Raw genomic sequence first — 18,113 nt, forward strand, 5'->3', positions numbered from 1 at the left:
CAACTTCCATGATTTGTTTTCGTCTCCATGCAATGGTTCTCTCGATTCCATTTATTAAGGTTATAAATTATCCATATTAATATTTGAATTGCTTAAATCCTGGTAATCGGCATGGAAATACGTTGGCTCCAGTGTTGCGTCCTGTATAGTTATGTTTCCGCTTATTACGCCAGTAATCGATGTAATTGGAGTTAATATTCCATCAACAGCAGTATCTAACACAGAGAAACCCAGGGAATTCGACCACAGATTAAGTCCTGTAAGATTTCCGGATGTTGCGGTTATATTGACTTTCCCATTTGATGCAGTTATATGTATAAGCGACAGGGATGTGAGGTTGGCACTTACTGCTGTTATGTGGTATGTACCATTTAATAAACAAGGTGTAATAACACCATCGTGCAATGTTATACTTGTAATATTCATATATGCTGGCTGGGATCCAGAATTTGAGGCTGAATACTGATTGCCTGGTATACTGGTACTGTATGGTACAAAAATAATGGATGATAATAGAATAACTGCCACAATTGGCACAACTATTAGATATTTTTTATTTACCATTATCTCCACCGCGCAAAGCTTTCTTGTCTACTTTGCCAACAAGGGTCAATGGAAGTTCATCCCTGAACTCTATTATTTTCGGTACTTTATAAACCGCTAACCTTTCTTTGCAGAAATTTATTATCTCAACATCCGTGAGTGAACTGTCCTTCTTTACAATAAATGCCTTTACTGTTTCACCGCGATGTGCATCTTTTACCCCTATAACAGCACACTCAGAAACTTTCGGGTTTTCATATATAACTTCCTCGATCTCACGCGGGTATATGTTATAGCCGCCTGCTATAATTAAATCCTTTTCACGGTCGACGATATATACGTAACCATCTTCATCCATCTTTGCAATATCACCGGTATGCAGCCACCCATCTACCAGCGTTTTTGCATTTTCATCAGGCCTGTTCCAGTATCCTTTCATAACCTGCGGGCCTTTAATGAGAAGTTCTCCAGGTTCATTAAGAGGCATTTCAGTTACTCCATCCTCTGTTGAAACAATTTTTTCATATGTATTGGACACAGGCAAGCCGACAGAGCCAAATCTCCTGTATTTTTCCCTCTCATCCTCAACCAGGGGTGTAACATTTGCAACAGGAGAGCATTCACTTAACCCATAGCCCTCTACGAGAATTGCGCCGGTCATTGATTCAAAATTCTTCTGCAGTTCCACAGGCAATGGAGATGCTCCTGAAATACATATTTTTACATTGTCAATATGGTATTTTTTAACATCCTTATATGTAATTATTCCATGGTAAAGTGTTGGTATTCCTGGAAATGCTACGGGCTTTTTCTTATCTATTATTTTTAATGCCGTCTTAATATCCCTTGGATCCGGTATAAGGATAATTTTAGAGCCCTGCAGCAATGGTGTCAACATTGCCGTCATCATGCCGTATACATGGAAAAATGGTATTGATGATAGATAGGAAATATTTTTCTTATACTCTTCAGGCATGTATTCGATTATCTGATATGCATTTGAAATTAAGTTTTTATGTGTAAGTATTGCAGCCTTTGGCATTCCAGTGGTGCCCCCAGTATACTGCAGCAGGGCAGGATCATTTTCAGGGTCAATATCGGCTTCCTTTGATACGAATCGGGATTTTTTAGGTACCTTGCATAAATATATATTGTCGGCTACAGGTATCTTCTTATGTTCTTTTTTAATCAATGTATAGAGCTGTGATACAACAGGTGGCAGGTAATATTGAACCTTCACAACAAGAATTCTTTTCAATTTGGCCGGATATAATGGCAATGCCTTATCTATAAAATCATCCATTACTATAAGTGTATTTGCCCCTGAATCCTTTATTTCAAATTCCAGTTCCCGTATTGTATACAATGGGTTTACCTGTACAATAACAGCACCAAGTTTAACAATCGCAAAGAAATATGTTATGTACTGCGGTATGTTAGGCAGCATAACTGCAATTCTGTCACCTTTGGTGATGCCTAACTCCCCCAACCTTACAGAAATAGAATCAATTTTTTCTTTCAGGCTACTGTAGGTTATTTTTTTGCCCATGAAATCTATTGCAATATTATCTTTATTTTTTTCAACTGAGTCGGAGAATGCTCTGTATATGCTAATATCCGGTATTTCAATGGTTCTCCTTACCCACGGAGGGTAGCTTTTCTGTAAAGCTTCATCAAGGCTGTTAACCTTTACTTCAATCATTTTATCACCATTCTAATATCTGCCATGACCGTGTGGGCCGCCAGGAATGAAAAGCCAAGGTTTAGATTGTTCATACTGAAAGACCCTGCCTTCTGGTATGATGCATTTATAGTCACATTTGTCTGGGTTATCTGGTTAGCTGTTATTGTGAAATGGGGATTTTCAGATATAGTTAGATTCACGTATGATGTGTTTGTGGCATATATATGGTATGCATATAAAGTAACATTGGTACCTACCGCACAGGGTGAAGTGATTGTTGTAGATGTTGTGGAATTTATGTATTTTGTAAGTACCATACTGGAAATAACGACTTTGCTCATAGTAACTTTATATTCAGTAACACCACTGACGTTGATAGTTTGTATCTCCGGGTTAGTTAAGGTCATTTTAGATGCTTTAATAGAGAAATCGGTTAAGCTTATAGACTTTGCGGTTACTGTTCCTGATGTTACCGCTGCATATGAAACACCGGAAACTATGCTAATTGCAGCTAAAGCAATTGCAATAGTAATTAATTTATTCCTCCTTGCGTGGATATTTTTTGTATTGTCAATAAATCTTGATATTTATATCACCTTTTACAGTAAATTATTATTAGTGACTTATATAAACATGACTGCAGGGAAGTTATAACTCTTAATTAGTGTTTAGAAAGCTCTATTTCTCTATAATAACATTAATTAACCATATGCATTTATATTTACTTATGGAAGAAGGAAGTGGGCATATAGAAGTAAAGAAAATAAAGGGGAAGCTGTATGCGTATTACACGGTAAATAAATGGGACAAAAGAACAAAAAAGGAAATTAAAAAAAGCAAGTATATGGGAAGAGTAAAAGATGATAGGATAATACAGAAAGATTTTGTATTGCCAGAAAAATCTCTGCAATATGGTGATATTGCATTATTAATGGGTCTAAATAAGGATTTAGTCATTAAAATACTAAGAGGTTTCACAAAATATAAAAGGGAAATTATTGTCCTTGCTTTTATAATTTCATTATATGGCTCACCATTAGCATTTTCTAAATATTACTATAAAAGAACATTTTTATCATATATATGGCCAAGAATCAGGCTCAATGAGGAAAATATCCCGGGCATTTTAAAAGAGCTTTCCAGTGAACGGAATTTGTATGAAAGCATGAATACAATAGAGGAAAACATGTTATTGATGCATATAGAAATATCCATAAATGTACAAACCCTGAATAAAAATAACGCAAGCCCGGTAATAATAGATATATTGATTGATGCTTTGACCTTAAAAGTAATAAATGTTAAGCATATGGCCGGAGTTAATGATTCTGTTGGCCAATTTATAGATCTTTGTGACCGCATTGCAAATAATAACGGCGTAATAATTCCTGAGGGCAAGTATTATAATAAAAAAAATCTAAAAATTTTGATGGATGGCAAAAGAAATTTTATAATGGAAATAGATGAAATTCAGTTGCCAAAAATTAAGGAAATGTTAAAGATAGATAAGTTATTGCTAAAACGGGAATATAATGAATTGTTAAAACATGATTTATATTATACGAAATACAGTTCCGGGAATATATTTTATTACTTTTTTTACGATAAGATTCTGAATGGAAGGGAAATTATTGAGGCAAACGCAAATGTAAAAATTGTACTGTCAAATCTGGATATAAATCAGAATCTGATCTATCAGGCCATAAACATAAGAAATTTTCTCTATAAAAAATTACTATATTCCAGATACAGGATATACAATGACAGTTTTTACTTAAAAAATAATATGTCCGTGGATGGCTATCTCATACTCAATTCAATAGCCCTGGAAATGTATTTACTATTGTACAGATATTCTGACTTTATTTATCCATACAGGAGCAAATATATAGATACTCTGCTACTTGAACTGTCCGGAGTGGATTTGTTTTTAATTAAGAATAAGTTATACTTGCCTAAAATTACCAAAAATATTGATAAGAAATTAAATTCCATTAATAAAGACATAAACATAAAAGATTTTGAATCCTTGATGCTTTACAGAAAAATGTAATTCAGTGTAACAATGCAGAATATGCTTTAAAGGCTAACTACATTTCAGCTGGAAATGTCAAGAAGTTCACACCTAATTTTTTTATTTAAGCTATATATTAAGGAAATATTCCAGAAACATCGAAATATGAGCAGAACTAGCATGAATTTTTCTATATTATCAATATAATTTATCGGGGTAAATGCGTGTAAGAGCTGCAAGAGTACAGGTAAAATTTAATAGATATACAGATATTAATATCAGATGAATGTTGATGATTTGTTTATTTATGATTTAAAATATGGAAAACTCAATGGCCAGTTAATTAATAATGAATTTTATGCCATAGGCGATGTGTATATGAACGAAGATTTGCCGGCCATACTTGAAAGGCTTGAGGATTATGGGTATGTAACTGAACAGGGCTCAGTATTCGATTTAAAATGCAAGTACTGTGGCGGGGACAACTTTATGGTAGTCCCGTTTTCTGAATCTGGTAATATTGCCATGGATATAGATAAATCTCCACCTGACCCGGATAATTTAAAAGAAGTTTACATATGCAGGGACTGCAGAAAAATTAATATTCCGGATGGTAAATGGAATAAATATAAAAAGTACTTAATAAAGGATATGGTAAACAACGTGGCGGATGCACTGCATGAATTTATAAAAATACTTGATGAAAATAAATTAACATACGAAATACCTTCCATGATAACATGTAAATCCAGAAGTCATATTTTCAGTGTAAAAATAACGGTAGATTATGATTACTTTATTGATATATATTCACATGCTGATTTCAGGGAAGTACTGGAAAATACAGAGTTATTCAAATCTGAATTTCCTTCCAGAAAAATGGCTATTTTTAATATATCTGATAAATTTACAGATACGGGTACAGGCAGCGAAATTGAATATTACAGTGCGACCAGCAAGGACGACCTTGTCCTGAAATTGAGACAGTATGTAAATAAAATTTTAACTTCTAAAGAGTACAGGTTTGGCATAGATGAATTTGACAATATTTTGTTATACGGGCTGGAAGAAAATAATGTATACGGCATAGAGACATTTTCATCCGGGAACACTTTGTATTTCCTTTCTAAATTCCTGATGCAGGGGGCATTGCACGGCCAGAACGGACTCTATATAACCACAAGATATTCTCCGGATTACATATTAAAAATTGCGGATAGTTTTGGCATGAATATAAGGCAGCTGGTAAACGACAAAAAAATATTCATATTCGACGGTAACTCCTCTCTGGAGAAATTCCAGCACAGTGAATCAGACATATGGAAGATTAGAGACCATATATCCAAGGTTATTGCGGAAATTGGCAAATATATTACAAAATATAATATAAAAAGGCTGGTTATAGACTCAATAGAGCCACTTGAAATTAACCCGGGTGAGGATAGTATAAGATATCTTTTCAACGAACTGAAAAATCTTGACTGTGTGACCATGGCAACAAAATATATCAATAATATAAATTCAAATTCAATAGAGGATATGTATTTTACAGGAATAGTTGAAATTGGAACGGTAATTGATTTAAATTCCATTAAAAATATTATTGTGATAAAAAAATTCATGATAAGGGATAATTCCAGGAGGCTGGTTGAATACAATATAACAGACAAAAACACACTCGAAATAAAGTGACATGCATGGGGAAGAAACCGTATTTTATTGTATTTCTCTCCATAATTTTCATCGTGCTATATTTATATTTTCTGGTAATTTCACTTATATCACTGGATAAAACTATAGCCACAAAATTTCTCACTGTATTGCTCATATTGATAAATGGCTTTTTTATCATGCATACTCTGGAATATTTATATTATTATTTAATAGCATCATCAAAATATGAGCAATCAGTGGCATATTATTTCAGCAGATATTTTCCATTCACCACAACTGTGTTTATCGCCTGTTACAACGAACCGGTGGACGTTCTTGAAAATACTATATTCAGCATAAAGCAGATGTGCAAACGTGGAAATGATTCACCATTTATTCTTGACGACTCAACAGATAAAAAGACCATAGAGGATATTAAAGAACTGGCACTAAAATACAGGATTGGCTACATACACAGGGATAACAGAAGAGGATACAAGGCCGGTGCATTGAATGACGCGCTAAAAATAACAGATTCAAAATATTTTGCAGTATTTGATGCAGATCAGGAACCACTGCAGGAATTTCTGACTGAATTAATTCCAATAATGGAAGACAACGATGACCTGTCCATAATCCAGGTACCACAGAAATATGTAAACAATAATACTCCTGTAGCTAAAGGTGCCAACGATATTCAGGAAGTATTTTATAATTTTATAACTGAGGGAAAAAGCCTTGAAAATAGCATGTTCTCATGTGGTTCCAATGTTATATACCGGACGGAGACAATAAAAAGTATCGGGGGATTTAATGAAAAAAATGTTACAGAAGACCTGGCAACATCAATTAAATTGCATGAAAGCGGGTACCACAGCATATATTATAACAGGCCCCTTGCTTCAGGTGAAGCACCACAAACACTTAATTCATATTTTATACAGCAATCGAGATGGTCACAGGGTTCCATAGGCATTTTTTTTCAGGTAATAAAATTGTTATTTAGAAGAAAGAAGCTGACTTTAAGGCAAAAAACAGGATATTTTGTTTCTACATCCTGGTACTTCGTGGGTGTTGTAAACATGCTTATGCTGGTATTCCCGTTGCTATTCATATTTTTTAATATTGTATCCATAATTACTCCTGAAAACTATATATTTATATTCGCATTTTATATAATATTTAACTTCTTTGCATTTTCTTCGTCCGTTTACAGCGTGGAGAAATCAATAATTCCCGTAATGCGGAATATGTCCCTTACATTTATATCCAGCCCGATATTTATTAAATCAGCAGTTTTTGCATTGATTGGAAGAAAGACTTCATTTAAAGTTACACCAAAAGAAGATTCTTCCAGAATTCCGTTAAAAGGTGTATGGGCACAGCTTTTAATATTTTTTATAACCGGTATAGGGTTCATTTACTCGGTATATAGATACCTGATTTCAGGTACTCTGGAGTATTTATTAAATGGAATTTTTATGCTGTATTTCTTTTCTTTAAGCTCTACCCTGTTTTATTATAACAGATAACTTATACCTCTTTTCCCAGAAAGTATCTGGAATATGCGCTATATTTTCCGGTGCATAATAATTTTATGTTATAAACTTATTAATTATATAAAATATTTTGTCATAATTTATATACTTTAACATTATTGCTCTTTATGAGTTTTAAGGCTCTTGTTTTATTTGGTTCATCTACAGATTTACTTGAATCTTCTTTTTCTTCCACTTTGCGCCTTGTTGAATCCTTCGATATAGATTCTGTCAAAATTTTATATTCATCATTTGCAGAAGATCAATGCATTAAATTAAAAGAACTGCTTCAGAAAGTCCTGAAAGGCGAAAGCATAACGATAGCTAGCGAACAAATTAATGAAAGCGGATATGAAACACAATTCGACAGATTAATAGATAGCAACACTATCCTAAGTCCTACCTCAGGTTCAAAGTTTTATGCTTTCGTATCCACAAAAATAGCAGTGGAGAAAAACACAACTATAATCCATACCATGTTTCCTTTCGGTCCGTGGAAGGGAATGTTTTACCCATTTGTTCCCAGATTCTTCCAGCCAGTAAAAACAATAAATGGAGACATACAACCTCAAGAAAAAGTAAGGAACATATTCGACAATGAGGAAGTAGTTAAAAAGAGCATTAGTGAGTTTACCCATCAGAAACTCGGTGCGTATAAAATAAGTTTCAGGGTGGGCAATATGGCATTAAAATTAAACTTAAACGATCCGCTGAATTATTATGATGGGACACCGGATGTTTTAACCTCTCTGGAAATAAGCAAAAATGGTGTTATGTCCTTAAACAAAACCGATCCTGACAGTATAATTAAATTTCAGTTTGAAAATAAAGCTAAAAATTTTAAATTATCTTATAAAAAAGAGGGTGAATTCAGGCAAATTGAATGGAGTGCCTTTCAGGACATGAAAAATTTAATTAAAATAGCGATAGATGCCGATCTGGAAAATCTCAATAAGGATAACTCAGGAAGAAATGCTATATCACCTGCAGATATTATCGGGCTTCTGGGATTCGAAGATATAAAAGTTGAAGGAGAAAATCTAATGGAACGGCCCATAGAAAATCTCGGAGATCAGGTTAAAGGCATTGTTGTGGATACAAATCTTGTTTACTCTGGCATATTAATGTACAGGGGCGTGAAAATGATGATTCCATATTGTACCTATGTTGAAATAGCCAACAGAAGATCAGAATTGCTAAAATATGACGCGGATAACAGAATTAAATATGTATATGGCACGTTTCTCTGGGAAAGCTTAACCGAATTGATGGATCGCAATCAAATGCTTCGTACCGAGGCTTTTTTCTGTGATGGGGTTATTCCAATGATTGACCCGCTTCTGATTAAAGACTGTGCAATAGTGACCAGGGACGAGGGTGCGTACAGGCATTGGCTGGACATTTTCCCGAGAAATGTTATGGTAATGAAAGCTACACAGAATGTGTCTGAAAATCGGGCAAAAATTGTATTTGCTTTAATGTTGCTTTCTTCAATGATAAGGGAATTAAAATTCTCCAATTATAATTGAGTTATAGATTATTTCTTAATTATAAGAAAATTAATTTAAATTATTACAATGCTTATTAAAATAATCTTCTAAAAATTCCGAAATTCTAGAATTTTCAAAGTCCATGTATTGATTAATTATCATGCACACATCCTCCTTTGAATCGATGCCTTCAAGTATTTTTGTAGCTTCTTCAGTTCTGTTAACTGCAGATAATATGCATGCCTTCTCTATGGCGTATAAAGCATGTATAATATTTTCTTCCTTATCGGGAAGAGTATTCAGCAATTGAATTATTTTCTCATGATAATTCTTTGTGATTGAATCTTCTATTGCCGGATTCAATATATCGCAGATTTCTTCAATATCATCGTCCATTTCAACAGCCCTGCCGAGGTATTCAACAGCTTTATCGTATAAGCCCAGGTTGCCATAAACAGTATAATATGCCCTTTCTATTTCAGGGCCTTTATCCAGTTTTGAAATCCTGTTGAGAATATCTACCGGTTCATCTTTCACACCATTATGGGAGAGCTCAATTGCATAATTAATTCCATATTGTACAGAATCCGGTTGTTTATCGTATAGTGTTTTAATTGGCAGCAATGCATCCGCATGTTCCCCTTTTTCAGAGAGGGCATAGAATTTGTAAAAGATGAATGTTTCTTCCTCAGGGTATTTTCTGGCATTTTCCTCTATAATGGATAAGGCAAGATCATATTGTGCGGTTGTTACAAGCATCTTTATATATTCTTCGTTTGCCTCAATATTGTTGTTTCTTTTAATATATTCCTTAAATATACGGTTACCCATATCGTATTTCTGTTCAATATAGTATACCTTTGCAAGATTAGATGCCATGTCAAGATTATCCAGAGCACTATTATAGAAATCTTTTGCAATTTTCTCTGCATTATCCATATCCCCATTATCGAGCAGGAAATCAGTAATTCTCACCAGGTAATCCGTATCCGCAGTATTTTTAAAGGCATCTAACAGAGCCTTGGTAAATTCAAATGCGCCTCCTGTTGCCAGTTTAAGCTCAACCATCAGGTCATTTGTGATTTTATCGTTTTTCCTGAAACGCAGGGACAATTTTAATTCTCTTTCTGCCATTTTATAGTTTCCAGCATCAAGGTATAGTTCCGCCAGGTCTCTGTGCCCATCCGGATCAGATGGGTTTTTCTCCAGGGATAACTTGTATGCGGATATTGCATCTTCTGTTCTCCCTAAATTATTAAGTGCCCTGGCACGGTTATAATAGGAAAATTCATAATCCTTATCCACTTTTATTGCCTTGTCTGCAAGGTCAAGAGCTTTTTCATCATCTCCCATCTGTAAATAACATAAACTTTCCATGGAGTAATGTGATGCGTCACCGGGGTCCAGTGTTTCTATAAACTCCAGTTCCTTTATAGTTTCCTCAAAATCGCCGCTGTGAAATAATATATCCGATTTGAAATCATGCAGATCAACGTTCCTGGGCAATATTGAAATTGCCCGGTTTATGGTTTCTAATGAACCGGCAAAATCACCTGCCTCGAATAATTTCTGGGCTTTCTCTGTCAGTTCATAAACATTTTTATTATCAGTACGAAACATAGAACTTAATTTATGAATGCATTATTATGTTTTCTAATAACATGTGCCCAATCTTTTGCCGGTGCAAGGTAAAAAATTATATCTAAAAGAAATTGAAATTTTCCAGTGCCACAGGATTAAATAAAAATATAATCCATCATCTCTTTTGATATTCCAGTTTCTTTTGCATAATTTTCAACATCATTTGATAAGATTATTTCATGTGCATTTTTCATAGCAATACCCTGCTGTTCCTGATTAATATTTTTCCACCTGGAAAATAAGAGTATTTCTTCATTGGAATTGTGCTCTGTGAGAGTTTTATAAAATAAAGGCAACCGTACATTGAATAAAGGATTCTCACTTAATTTCCATTTATATAAATTATTGAACAGTGTTTCTATCAATTTATGATCTGCAATAAGGGTGTTTATTAATTTTGATGTTGAACTATCATTCTCTTTTAATAAAGGAAATACAACAGCTTCTTCAATGTTAACATGGATATTTAATAAAAATTTATTGAAATCCATTAATTCAGCGCTACCTTTCTGGAGTATATTATTATAAGCTATTATTCTGATTCCAGAATGTTCGAGCATGAGCAATTCTACTGTATCCATTAATATACATTCTACTGGCACTATAAAAGTTATGGTATTATACCAAACCATGATTCGATCGGTTTGATTATGTCAATTACCCTTGTATTTCTGTATATTTTAATATAATTTTGATTTATAAGAGCTTTCATAATTTCCGATCCCAGGGCTCCGCCAAGATGGTATTCTTTTTCTGTTAAATCCATGCACCCATAAGCAAATATTCTTCCATGCTTTTTCTGCACAGGTATATTCACTCCCAGCCTGGTTAGTATAATTTCTCCGGAATCTGTCAATTCATATTCAGGCTTATCATTCTTAATGGATATCCATTTACTGGATAACAATAATTTTAATAACATAACCCCGGATTGCCCGGCTATATGATCATAACACCTTCTGCCGTTCTGAAATTGTTTATGTGGATCGAATTCCGGCAAATTATCCGCAGTTACAGATGTTGCAATGTTGTCAAGCCATGATGTTAATGATTCTATGGATTCTGGTATAATTTTATAATATTTTTCTCTGCCTACCTGCCATCCATGGACTATTCCGTAATTCTGGAGTATCGATAACTGTGCAGATATTTTCGGCTGTGATACATTGAAGGTGCTGGATAATTGGTTAACGTTCAATTTGCCCTTTGAAAGCAATAAAATAATACGCAACCTGACCGGATTTGATAAACAATAGAATAGCCGATCAGGCAATGATTTTGCACCAGGGTTATGATTTGAATCGTATTTGCCCTTTTTACTAACATTCTCCAAATTTTTCAATCCTCTATATTGTCCAGTATAATTATATGTATAATAACTTGCCTATACATAAGAATTTCAGTATATATCGTCCCATATAATATATTCAATATTATACAATATTCATGGGAAACAGCTATAAGCAGGAAATAAATGAAAAAGCAAATAGAAAATATGGATTGATTGTTGCACTCCTTATTTTCGCTATTATGGTAGTATCTAACATACCAACACCGCTGTATGCATTGTACGCAATTAAGTTCAATTTCGGGTCTCTAGCAATAGCAGGCATATTCGCAACCTATGTGGTATTTCTTATTCCATCTTTATTATTCTGGGGCCAGTATTCCGATGTAAAAGGCGGGAAAATCCCCATTATTCTCGGGATTATTTTTGAGATTGCAGGCATTATATCTTTTTTCCTGGCAGGCAATATATCAGAACTATTCCTGGCCCGGGCTTTTCAGGGCTTAGCAAGTGGTGCAATATCAGGGCCTGCCAGTGCCTTATTATTTCATTATCGTGGCAAGGCAGGCGCAATTTTAACATCTGTCTCAACATCATCTGGAACCGCAGTAGGGCCACTATTAGGCGGGGTTATGGCTGAATATCTTCCATTTCATTTGAAGTTGGTATATATCCTATCATTAATAATCATCATAATTCCAGTCGCCCGTATTGCTCCTATGATAAATAAATTAATAATAAATAAGCGATCCAATCATAATGTTTTTGAATTTCATTTTCCAAAACTGGATATGGCAGAGAAGGGTCTATTTACATTAAGTGCAGCCACAGCATTTATTGCATGGTCTATAACTGCATTCTATATGTCTATGTCACCACTTTACATTATACGATTACTGAGTATTTCCAATATAGCCATAACAGGGCTAATAGTGTTTTTGATGCTGGGGATAGCCTCAATAATGCAGATTTTATCAATGAAAAGTACTATATTTTCTTCCTTGCTCACAGGTATGATATCCCTTACTATTGCAATTGCTCTTATTGTAATATCGTTCCCATTTAAATCCATGGAAATTTTTATTGTGGCAACCATTATGACAGGAATCGGGCAGGGATTTGCTTTTACAGGAGCTACCAGGGAAATTAGAACAATTTCACCTCCATTAAAAATGGGTGGGGTTTTATCAAATTATTATATCATAATATATTTTGGGGTTGGAATCCCCACAGTTATTTTAGGACTCATAGACATGATTTCTGGATTATTCAGTGGAATTCTATATTATGGCTCCTCCCTGATAATTTGTTCGCTTATAATTATAATATTCCTGCATAAGTATAGAATAAAAATTGCAATAGATTGACATTATGATAAATTTTATAGGCTGCGTCCATATTTTTCTCTTTATATATACATATTAGATCTCTTCAGAACACTCTCTCTATCTTTAGTGTATTATAGGCACTTTTCATTTATTGTCTTCTTTACCTTTGTTGCCTGTAGAAATTAATCAGGTCATTTAATTCAATTAAACCCCCGGACTCATTTATTATGGCTTAAGGTTTCTAGTGTGGAATCCTTGTTATACAAGATATATACTATTAAAATAAAATTTATATCTAGTTGATATTATTTTCTGGCGAAAAGCACCCTGTTGTCCAGATACTGCCATATTACTCCGGTGGAGCTAAATCCAGTATGTTTGAGTAAATCTATGTGTTCCTCAAGGCTAACATTCTGATCGTGCGATCCTGAAGCGTAGCGCTTTGACCTTTCCATTAATTCTTCCCTAAATACCCCACTATTTAATATGTATTCCCACCATTCTTCCCAGTTCATAGCCTTATCTCTGGAAATATTAAGTGCGGATATATTATTTCTTATTTTTGAATACATATCATGCAGGTCAACAGAATCTGTATTGCTCCTGAAATGGTCACCGTCCATGAAAATTCCGCCATCTTTCAGGAGTTTATAGAAATTTTCGTATACGTTTGATAAGTTATTGCGCGGTATCCAGTGCAATGCAGTTGTGGATACTATTGCATCAAATCCCTCGTCTGCAAGGTCCTTTGCCCATGCATTTCCTTTAAGGTCATATTCGAGTATCTTTACCCTGGATCCATATATAGATGCATTGCTTTTGGCAAGTTTCAACAGTACCGGGTCATAATCTATTGAGTATATTCTGGCATCTTTAAATCTCTCTGCGAGCCTCACACTGAATGAAGCGGGGCCACATCCAGCATCCAGTATTCTATTAACTTCTGGATGTGTTTCTTCTATTACGTCCATCATAAATGAAAATCGTTCCTCCCTCATCTCTATAAGTGCGTTTTGCTGCAGTTCCCAGCTTGATAGGAATCCATCATAATTTATTACCATATACAATAGATAATAATATGTAAATTAAATTTTGCCAATAATGTCCATAATTCTATATGTTTATAGGTTTCTCAATATTCATGTGAATATAACAGGTCTGCTCATTGAATCATTGTATAGCGCTCTCTTATGGTAAAGATTACAGGCGTATATAATAAAACAATTCGCAAAAGCTTATATACATTAGTGTCATACTAATTTCATATGGTAGATAATAAAACAAAACAATATTCTAACCGGCTGATGACTGGGCAGGTTGGAACATGGGGGGCAATAGCTGAGGAAATATCCGCTATGGCACCTGCATGCGATTCAATAGCATTTGTTGTATCATCGGCAGTCTTTGCATTTTTCCTTACGCCATTATCCTTTATTATTGCGACATTGACAATGTTCCTTGAAGTAAATACTTTATACCATTTATCAAAGAGGCATGCCAGTGCTGGTGGATATTATGGATATATAGCAAATGCATTTGGGCCTGTTCCAGCAATAAGTGCAGGGTTGATGTACCCTATGTACCAGACAGTTAGTACAGCAGCTATTCCGGTATTCGTAGCAGGCGTAGTCCTGCCTGGCGTTGTCATGTACTTTCTTGGAGTAGGAATGCCCGCATGGATATGGATACCTTTTATCCTGGCATTTATTATAGTCCCTATTGTCATTGCCATTGTCGGGATAAGGCCACAGATGAAATACATACGTGTAGCTGGATTCTTTGAGATTATTTTCCTTGCTGTGCTTTCAGCTATTATAATTATAAAGGCGCCGGACAACACATTGAATGTATTCAATCCTTTTGCGTGGCCCCAGTACAGTTCATGGTTTGCCCCTGAAGGAGGGGTTTTTACCGGAGTAGGGCTGGGAATGATATTCGGGCTTACCAGCTTTATTGGATATGGCGGTTCTGCACCGCTTGGCGAGGAAGCCACAAATCCTAAGGCAATTACAAGATCGCTTACTTTTGGCCTTTTTATTGTAGGCATAGTAATGACAGAAGTAGCATATGCACAGATAGTTGGTTGGGGAATACCCCTGATACAAACATTCAGTTCAAGTGGAATTCCTGGAATTATTGTTGCAACTACGTATACTGGAATAGTAGGTGGTGTGATGTTTGCACTGGTGGCATTCAATTCAGCCTTTTCTGATGGCGTTGCAATGCAGGCAAACGCAGGGCGGGTTTATTTTGCTATGGGCAGGGATGGGATTATTCCAAAATTCTTTTCATTTATACATAAAAAATATGTTACGCCTTCAAAGGCATTAATATTTGTAGGTGTGGTTTCATCCATAGTGGCGGTGCTATCCACTTTCATTGTAGCTATGGGTGCAGGCGTAAGCCCCTATGCCCTGATGGATAATAAGGCAAGTGACCCTGTAATAATAAAAGCACTTACAGATACATTCCAGTTTCTCACAACCATGGCTCTCGCCGGATTAATTATAACACATATTCTCCTTAATACAAGTGTAATGACAATGTTTAGAAGATTGAAGGAGAAACATACTGGCATACGTGATGTTGTATTGCATATGACCCAGCATTATCTATTCCCTTCTATAGCAACGGTAATATTTATCTTCGTTCTTTACGAGTCGGTTGTGCCACCGGTGTATCCCATTACATATGCTATACTAATCATCGGTGTTTATACAGTGTTTTCTGTAGTATACGCACTTTATATAAAATATAAAAAGCCGGAACTGGCAAAAAAGGCAGGTAAATATGTAAATATTGTAGATGAAGAACACGACAAAAGTTAGATTCTCCTGTGATAATCTGGAGAATATTTTATTAATTCTTTTGTGAAATCATTTAGTGGGGTATTCATTATATTATCAGTATAATTCTCCTCTATTATTTTTCCGTGGTTCAGAATATAGACATAGTCTGAAGCAAATGCAACCCTGTTAATATCGTGGTCTATATAAATTATTGATATATTTTTCTTCAATTGCTTGAGAAAATTTAATGTTTTAAAGAGCGTAATTGAATCCATCATGGAAAAGGCTTCATCCAGGACTATAAACTCAGGTTCAGGGATTATTGATATTGCTAAGGCAAGTTTCTGCAGTTCTCCCCCGGACAATGAATGCCCGTAACGGTCTTTGTAAATGCTATAATCCATCCCTGCCATCTCCAGCTTTTCAATAGCATCGCTAATTTCTACATTATTGATGCTTGCAGCTGTTGAAACATGCCATTCTACAGTTTTTACAGGATTCATTGATATGTACGGGTCCTGGAATACATACCTGACAGACCCGGCAGTTCTAACCGGTGAATTATTGTAAAGGATTTGCCCTGCATAATCAGTATCGTAGCCGGTTATTATGTTAGCCAGTGTTGTCTTTCCAGATCCTGATGACCCTGTAATCCCGCTGATAACATTGTTCCGGAATGTTGTAGATATACTATCAAGTGCATATAAATCATGATATTTCATATATCCTGATCTTATCTTATAAACTTTTGATATACCATCAAGCTGTATCATTTTTCCACCCCGGATAATTTATGCAGCGTACGCCATGGTTATTTATAGTTCTGTATTCAATCTGTGTTTCACATTCTTTAGTCCAGTACCTACAATTATTGATAAATACGCATCCTCCGTATTTTTTATTATTTATTTCTATATATTCTCTATTGCGGTTTGAATATAATGGTACATATTTCAGTAGGGTGTCAGTATATGGGTGGAATGGCCCACCAAGTATGCGTGAATATTCACCATCCTCTATTATTTCTCCGCCATAGAGTATGTAAACTCTGTCACACACCTGGAACAATGCGTTTACATCATTGCTGGAAAAAAGTACAGAAGCTTTCTTTTTAATAGTTTTTAACATAATAAGAAGGTTATATGTGGATATTGAATCAAGCCCTGTTGTAGGCTCATCCAGCACAAGCAATTCAGGATTTGTAAGCAAAGCCATGGCAATAACCACACGATGCCTCATTCCATCACTTAACTGGATAGCCTTCATATTAAATATTTCAGGGTCAAGGTTCAGTTCTTTGAATAATAACCGGACATATTCCTTATCAAAGGATTTCCAGTCATAAAGCTTGCCTATCTGAAAATTTACCGTTTTGAGTGGCTTAAGGCTGTTAAAAGAATCCTGTTTAACGTAAATAGCCACACGCCGGTATTTTCCATAATTTTCCTTCCGGTATATACTTTTTCCATTGTACAGAACATCTCCTTCACTGGCATATATATCTCCCATAATGGATTTCATAAGTGTAGTTTTTCCGGAACCATTTGCACCCAGTACACCAACTATTTCATGGTCTTCAACATGCATATTGATATTTTTTAAAATCTCTGTATATTTCTTATCACTATAATAGCCAGAATGAAGGTTGTTGACCTGAAGCATAAAAGTTAATCAGGGGAGTATATATAAATATTAGTAATATACTAATAATTAAGTCAGGATTTTTTAGAAAGTGCTTTCAATCCACCTTGAACATTATCATTAAAATATTTTTCTAATTTCAATTAGACTAATCTGAATTAGACTAAAATAAATTTCATTGTTTATTTTTATAATCAAAAACCCCAGCATTTTCTTAACAATTCCGGTGATTTCAATATATGGTAAAGACTCGGGATTTTTATTATTTAATGCATTAAAGTGCCAGGTATCTTAACAACTGGAGATTTTTAACCAACTTATATTGCATTTTTCCTTCCTCCTGCCTAATATGGTGTGGAGATTAATACAGTGTCACAGATTCTATTACGGATATATCATCTCCGGAGTCTCCAGAGAGCAGAGCATTATTCGTTTAGCATAATATGTCTTAACATACATGGAATTTAGGTTATGAATATATAAGTGCAACCATAAAAAAGATTT

The 18,113-nt window shown here is 34.8% G+C and carries 15 protein-coding genes; 7 read left to right on the plus strand and 8 right to left on the minus strand.

Annotated elements, in window-relative coordinates:
- Positions 1-60: 60 nt before the first annotated feature.
- Both fad_RS04930 and fad_RS04935 read right to left on the minus strand, forming a co-directional pair.
- Entirely contained in the window at positions 61-564 is a 504-nt protein-coding gene (locus fad_RS04930) for a hypothetical protein (protein WP_081142316.1), read from the minus strand.
- The gene (locus tag fad_RS04935; RefSeq protein WP_081142318.1) at positions 554-2,245 is read right to left on the minus strand and encodes a long-chain-fatty-acid--CoA ligase; all 1,692 of its coding nucleotides are present in this window, start codon (positions 2,243-2,245) and stop codon (positions 554-556) included. The genes fad_RS04930 and fad_RS04935 overlap by 11 nt, the downstream gene beginning before the upstream one ends.
- Positions 2,246-2,269: 24 nt before the next feature.
- On the opposite strand from fad_RS04935, the gene fad_RS04940 reads away from it, so the two are divergent.
- The 5 genes from fad_RS04940 to fad_RS04960 all read left to right on the plus strand — a co-directional run bounded on the left by fad_RS04940 (position 2,270) and on the right by fad_RS04960 (position 8,961).
- Positions 2,270-2,881 carry a hypothetical protein gene (locus fad_RS04940; RefSeq protein WP_081142320.1) on the plus strand — a complete coding sequence of 204 codons (612 nt, stop codon included), beginning with the start codon at positions 2,270-2,272 and terminating at the stop codon, positions 2,879-2,881.
- A gap of 73 nt (positions 2,882-2,954) precedes the next feature.
- On the plus strand, positions 2,955-4,280 hold the full coding sequence (locus tag fad_RS04945) for a hypothetical protein (RefSeq protein ID WP_081142322.1): 1,326 nt from the start codon (positions 2,955-2,957) through the stop codon (positions 4,278-4,280).
- Positions 4,281-4,523: 243 nt separating this feature from the next.
- Positions 4,524-5,933, plus strand: coding sequence for an RAD55 family ATPase (locus fad_RS04950; RefSeq protein WP_081142324.1), 1,410 nt, complete (start codon positions 4,524-4,526; stop codon positions 5,931-5,933).
- A 5-nt stretch (positions 5,934-5,938) separates the two neighbouring features.
- A complete protein-coding gene (locus tag fad_RS04955; protein ID WP_081142326.1) occupies positions 5,939-7,426 on the plus strand; it encodes a glycosyltransferase family 2 protein in 1,488 nt (495 codons plus the stop codon).
- A 134-nt stretch (positions 7,427-7,560) separates the two neighbouring features.
- Complete coding sequence (locus fad_RS04960; RefSeq protein ID WP_081142328.1) at positions 7,561-8,961, plus strand: hypothetical protein; 1,401 nt, start codon at positions 7,561-7,563, stop codon at positions 8,959-8,961.
- A 30-nt stretch (positions 8,962-8,991) separates the two neighbouring features.
- Here fad_RS04960 and fad_RS04965 read toward each other — a convergent pair whose 3' ends face one another.
- The 3 genes from fad_RS04965 to fad_RS04975 all read right to left on the minus strand — a co-directional run bounded on the left by fad_RS04965 (position 8,992) and on the right by fad_RS04975 (position 11,896).
- Positions 8,992-10,542, minus strand: coding sequence for a tetratricopeptide repeat protein (locus tag fad_RS04965; RefSeq protein ID WP_081142330.1), 1,551 nt, complete (start codon positions 10,540-10,542; stop codon positions 8,992-8,994).
- Between the two features lie 116 nt (positions 10,543-10,658).
- The gene (locus fad_RS04970) at positions 10,659-11,144 is read right to left on the minus strand and encodes a hemerythrin domain-containing protein (RefSeq protein ID WP_081142332.1); all 486 of its coding nucleotides are present in this window, start codon (positions 11,142-11,144) and stop codon (positions 10,659-10,661) included.
- 29 nt (positions 11,145-11,173) lie between these two features.
- On the minus strand, positions 11,174-11,896 hold the full coding sequence (locus tag fad_RS04975; RefSeq protein WP_196795577.1) for an ArsR/SmtB family transcription factor: 723 nt from the start codon (positions 11,894-11,896) through the stop codon (positions 11,174-11,176).
- 113 nt (positions 11,897-12,009) lie between these two features.
- Between fad_RS04975 and fad_RS04980 the strand changes: the two genes are divergently transcribed.
- Positions 12,010-13,218 carry an MFS transporter gene (locus tag fad_RS04980; RefSeq protein WP_081142336.1) on the plus strand — a complete coding sequence of 403 codons (1,209 nt, stop codon included), beginning with the start codon at positions 12,010-12,012 and terminating at the stop codon, positions 13,216-13,218.
- 266 nt (positions 13,219-13,484) lie between these two features.
- On the opposite strand, the gene fad_RS04985 is transcribed toward fad_RS04980, so the two are convergent.
- Entirely contained in the window at positions 13,485-14,240 is a 756-nt protein-coding gene (locus fad_RS04985) for a class I SAM-dependent methyltransferase (RefSeq protein WP_081142338.1), read from the minus strand.
- A 204-nt stretch (positions 14,241-14,444) separates the two neighbouring features.
- Here fad_RS04985 and fad_RS04990 point away from each other — a divergent pair, with 204 nt between their 5' ends.
- Positions 14,445-16,007 (plus strand): APC family permease, encoded by a 1,563-nt coding sequence (locus fad_RS04990; protein WP_081142340.1) that lies wholly within the window; start codon positions 14,445-14,447, stop codon positions 16,005-16,007.
- On the opposite strand, the gene fad_RS04995 is transcribed toward fad_RS04990, so the two are convergent.
- Together fad_RS04995 and fad_RS05000 are read right to left on the minus strand one after the other, a co-directional pair.
- Positions 16,004-16,741, minus strand: coding sequence for an ABC transporter ATP-binding protein (locus fad_RS04995; RefSeq protein WP_081142342.1), 738 nt, complete (start codon positions 16,739-16,741; stop codon positions 16,004-16,006). The two genes, fad_RS04990 and fad_RS04995, sit on opposite strands and share 4 nt — an antisense overlap.
- Positions 16,728-17,630, minus strand: a complete 903-nt coding sequence (locus fad_RS05000) for an oligopeptide/dipeptide ABC transporter ATP-binding protein (RefSeq protein ID WP_081142344.1) — start codon at positions 17,628-17,630, stop codon at positions 16,728-16,730. Before fad_RS05000 ends, fad_RS04995 begins: the two co-directional genes overlap by 14 nt.
- Positions 17,631-18,113: the final 483 nt, after the last annotated feature.

This window comes from Ferroplasma acidiphilum (assembly GCF_002078355.1).
Taxonomy (GTDB): domain Archaea; phylum Thermoplasmatota; class Thermoplasmata; order Thermoplasmatales; family Thermoplasmataceae; genus Ferroplasma; species Ferroplasma acidiphilum.

Bases quoted from the DNA above. Each gene is read 5' to 3' on its own strand.
- fad_RS04945 (WP_081142322.1), top strand. From the start codon at position 2,955: ATGGAAGAAGGAAGTGGGCATATAGAAGTAAAGAAAATAAAGGGGAAG.
- fad_RS04940 (WP_081142320.1), top strand. From the start codon at position 2,270: ATGACCGTGTGGGCCGCCAGGAATGAAAAGCCAAGGTTTAGATTGTTC.
- fad_RS04995 (WP_081142342.1), bottom strand. From the start codon at position 16,741: ATGATACAGCTTGATGGTATATCAAAAGTTTATAAGATAAGATCAGGA.
- fad_RS04960 (WP_081142328.1), top strand. From the start codon at position 7,561: ATGAGTTTTAAGGCTCTTGTTTTATTTGGTTCATCTACAGATTTACTT.
- fad_RS04955 (WP_081142326.1), top strand. From the start codon at position 5,939: ATGGGGAAGAAACCGTATTTTATTGTATTTCTCTCCATAATTTTCATC.
- fad_RS04990 (WP_081142340.1), top strand. From the start codon at position 14,445: ATGGTAGATAATAAAACAAAACAATATTCTAACCGGCTGATGACTGGG.
- fad_RS05000 (WP_081142344.1), bottom strand. From the start codon at position 17,630: ATGCTTCAGGTCAACAACCTTCATTCTGGCTATTATAGTGATAAGAAA.
- fad_RS04970 (WP_081142332.1), bottom strand. From the start codon at position 11,144: ATGGATACAGTAGAATTGCTCATGCTCGAACATTCTGGAATCAGAATA.
- fad_RS04980 (WP_081142336.1), top strand. From the start codon at position 12,010: ATGGGAAACAGCTATAAGCAGGAAATAAATGAAAAAGCAAATAGAAAA.
- fad_RS04930 (WP_081142316.1), bottom strand. From the start codon at position 564: ATGGTAAATAAAAAATATCTAATAGTTGTGCCAATTGTGGCAGTTATT.
- fad_RS04950 (WP_081142324.1), top strand. From the start codon at position 4,524: ATGAATGTTGATGATTTGTTTATTTATGATTTAAAATATGGAAAACTC.
- fad_RS04985 (WP_081142338.1), bottom strand. From the start codon at position 14,240: ATGGTAATAAATTATGATGGATTCCTATCAAGCTGGGAACTGCAGCAA.
- fad_RS04935 (WP_081142318.1), bottom strand. From the start codon at position 2,245: ATGATTGAAGTAAAGGTTAACAGCCTTGATGAAGCTTTACAGAAAAGC.
- fad_RS04965 (WP_081142330.1), bottom strand. From the start codon at position 10,542: ATGTTTCGTACTGATAATAAAAATGTTTATGAACTGACAGAGAAAGCC.